The 3,746-nt window shown below is 70.9% G+C and carries 1 protein-coding gene; it reads left to right on the top strand.

The genetic code is table 11. The features are described 5' to 3' along the window. The coding region (locus tag ACFVX4_RS41745; protein WP_389988655.1) for a beta-ketoacyl synthase N-terminal-like domain-containing protein at window positions 1-3,746 on the top strand (3,746 nt) is incomplete at both ends.

Raw genomic sequence — 3,746 nt, forward strand, 5'->3', positions numbered from 1 at the left:
GACGGCTTGCGGTTGTTTGATGCGGGTGCGCGGGCGGACGCGGCGTTGGTACCGGTACGTCTTGATGTGGAGGCGCTGCGAGCACAGGGCACCGCCCTGCCCTCCTTCTACCACCACCTCACCGGACGCCCGGCACGCCGACAGGCCACCTCGCGGACCGCGATCGCTGCTGCCAGCTCGCTCGGTGAACGCCTCGCCGTACTCGCCGAGTCCGAACGCCACGAAGCGGTCCTCGACCTGGTGCGGGGACAAGTCGCCGCAGTACTGGGTCATGCGACGCCCGCGGCCATCGCGCCGGACCGCGCCTTCAGCGACCTGGGTTTCGACTCGCTGACCTCGGTGGAACTGCGCAACAGCCTCAACAACACAACCGGCCTGCACCTGCCGGCCACTCTCGTCTTCGACTACCCGACCGCCGGCGACCTCGCGGACCACTTGCTGTCCGAGGTCTCCGGAGACGTGGCCGCCGCCACCGTCCTGCCGACGACCGGCGCGCTCGCCGACGACCCGATCGTCATCGTGGGCATGTCCTGCCGCTTCCCCGGCGGCATCGAGTCGCCCGAAGACCTGTGGAAACTGGTCTTGGAAGGCGACGACGCCATCACCGACTTCCCCGAGAACCGGGGCTGGAACGTCGACCGCCTCTACGACCCCACCGAGTCCCGCCCGGACACCACGTACGTACGCAGGGGCGGGTTCCTGCACGACGCGGCCGACTTCGACGCGGACTTCTTCGGCATCAGCCCGAACGAGGCCCTCATCACCGATCCGCAGCAGCGACTGCTGCTGCAGACGTCCTGGGAGGCGTTCGAGCGGGCGGGCATCGACCCCGCGACGCTCAAGGGCAGCGCCACCGGTGTCTTCGCCGGTCTCGTCTACCACGACTACACCGGCAGCAACAGCTCCGGCAGCATCGTCTCCGGGCGCATCGCCTACACGTACGGCCTGGAAGGGCCGGCCGTGACCGTGGACACGGCGTGCTCGTCATCGCTGGTGGCCCTGCACCTCGCGATCCAGGCCCTGCGCAACGGCGAGTGCGATCTCGCCCTGGCAGGCGGTGTGACGATCATGGCCTCGCCCGCCGCCTTCGTGGAGTTCAGCCGCCAGCGCGGTCTGTCCCGCGACGGTCTGTGCAAGGCGTTCGCCGCCGGAGCGGACGGTACCGCCTGGGGCGAGGGCGTGGGCCTCCTGGTGGTCGAGCGGCTGTCGGACGCGACGCGCAACGGTCACCGGGTGCTCGCGCACGTACGCGGCTCCGCGGTCAACCAGGACGGCGCCAGCAACGGCCTCACCGCGCCGAACGGCCCCGCCCAGCAGCGCGTCATCCGCCAGGCACTGGCCAACGCCCAGCTCACCGCCGCAGACGTCGACGCGGTCGAGGCGCACGGCACCGGCACGGTCCTGGGTGACCCGATCGAGGCCCAGGCCCTGATGGCGACGTACGGACAGGAGCGCGCTGCCGACCGGCCGCTGTGGCTGGGCTCGGTCAAGTCCAACATCGGCCACACCCAGGGCGCCGCCGGCGTCGCCGGAATCATCAAGATGGTCATGGCGATGCGCAACGGCGTACTGCCCAGGACCCTGCACGTGGACGAGCCGTCCACCCACGTCGACTGGACGGCGGGCGCGATGCGGCTGCTGACCGAGGAAGTCGCGTGGGACGTCGACCGGCCGCGCCGAGCGGGCATCTCGTCCTTCGGCATCAGCGGTACGAACGCCCACGTGATCATCGAGCAAGCTGCGCACGACCGGGACGACGAGCCGACAGCCGACTCCTCGGAGGCCGGGCCGTCGAGCGACACCGTGGTGCCGTGGGTCATCTCCGCCCGCGGCGAGGAAGGGCTGCGCGCCCAGGCGGCGCGACTCGCGTCGTACGTGGAGGAGCACGGCGAACTCCGTCCGGCGGATGTGGGCTGGTCCCTGACGACGATGCGCGGCGCGCTGGAGCAGCGCGCGACCGTTCTCGGCGCGGACACGGCCGAGCTGGTGGCCGGCCTGCGGTCCCTCGCCGAGGAAACGGCCGCGCCGGACGCGGTGCGTACCAGCGGCAAGACCGCGTTCCTGTTCACCGGGCAGGGTGCGCAGCGCACCGGCATGGGCCGCGAGCTGTACGACACGTACCCCGTCTTCCGGCAGGCTTGGGACGAGATCTGCGAGCAGTTCGACGGTCTGCTGGAACGGCCCGTGAAGGACGTGCTGTTCGCGGACGAGGGCACGGCTGACGCGGCATTGCTGGACCGTACCGAGTACGCCCAGCCCGCCCTGTTCACGGTCGAAGTGAGCCTGTACCGCCTGGTCAACTCCTGGGGTGTACGTCCCGACTTCGTGATGGGGCACTCGATCGGCGAGATCGCCGCCGCGCACATCGCCGGGGTGCTGACCCTGGCGGACGCCTGCACGCTGGTCACCGCGCGCGGCCGGCTGATGCAGGCGCTCCCGGCCGGCGGCGCGATGGTCGCGGTCGAGGCGACGGAGGAGGAGACGCTGCCGCTGCTCGCTGAGTCGGCGGGAGCCGGCCTGGCCGCGGTCAACGGCCCGCGGTCCGTGGTCCTTTCCGGCCCCGAAGCGGCGGTGGAGGAGGTCGCGGAGTGGCTGCGGGCACAGGGCCGAAAGACGTCCCGGCTGAAGGTGTCGCACGCCTTCCACTCCACGCTGATGGAGCCGATGCTGGCCGACTTCCGGCAGGTCCTGGAGGGCCTGTCGTTCGCTGAGCCGAAGCTGGCAGTGGTGTCCAACGTGACGGGCGACGTGGCCGCCGAGCAGGAGCTGTGCTCGGTGGACTACTGGCTGCGGCATGTGAGCGAAGCGGTGCGCTTCAGCGACGGCGTGCGCAGCGCCGCGGACCGTGGAGTGACACGGTTCGTGGAGGTGGGCCCCGACGGTGTGCTGACGGGCCTCGCGCAGACGTGCCTCGCGGAGAGCGCGGAGACCGAGGAGTCGGAGCGGGCGGGGCAGACGGAGCAGACGGTGTGCGTGCCGCTGCTGCGCAAGGGACGTCCGGAGGCGCGGTCCCTCCTGGCCGGACTGGGGCGCCTGTACGCCGCCGGTGGCGAAGTCGCCTGGCCCGCCGTCTTCGAGGGCAGCGGAGCCCGCGAGATCGATCTGCCCACGTACGCCTTCCAGCGTCGCCGTTTCTGGTCGCAGACGCCGACCGATCACGGTGACCCGGCGGCCATCGGCCTCGGTGCCACCGACCACCCACTGCTGGGCGCGGCCGTCGTGCTCGCCGACTCGGAGGGGGTCCTCTTCACCGGTCGGCTCTCTGCGCAGACCCAGCCCTGGCTGGCCGACCATGTCGTGGGTGGCTCGATCTTCTTCCCCGGCACCGGGTTTGTGGAGTTGGCGATTCGGGCGGGGGATCAGGTCGGGTGTGGGGTGTTGGAGGAGTTGACGCTGGAGGCGCCGTTGGTGTTGCCGGTGCGTGGTGGTGTGCAGGTGCAGGTGGTGGTGGGTGCGCCTGAGGGTGGCTCTGGTGGGCGTGCGGTGCGGGTGTTCTCCCGTGGTGAGGGTGCGGTGGACGACACGTCCTGGACCCGGCATGCGACGGGTGTGTTGGGTGCTGGGGTGCGGGGCGGTGTGGGCGAGGCTGATCTGACCGTGTGGCCTCCGGTGGGTGCGGTGCCGGTTTCGGTTGAGGGTGTGTACGAGCGTTATGCGGAAGGGGGGTTGGTGTACGGCCCGGTGTTCCAGGGTCTGAGGGCTGCGTGGCGGCTGGGCGAGGATGTGTTTGCTGAGGTGGTGTTGCC

It is taken from the genome of Streptomyces sp. NPDC058240, assembly GCF_042882135.1.
In the GTDB taxonomy this organism is placed as follows: domain Bacteria; phylum Actinomycetota; class Actinomycetes; order Streptomycetales; family Streptomycetaceae; genus Streptomyces.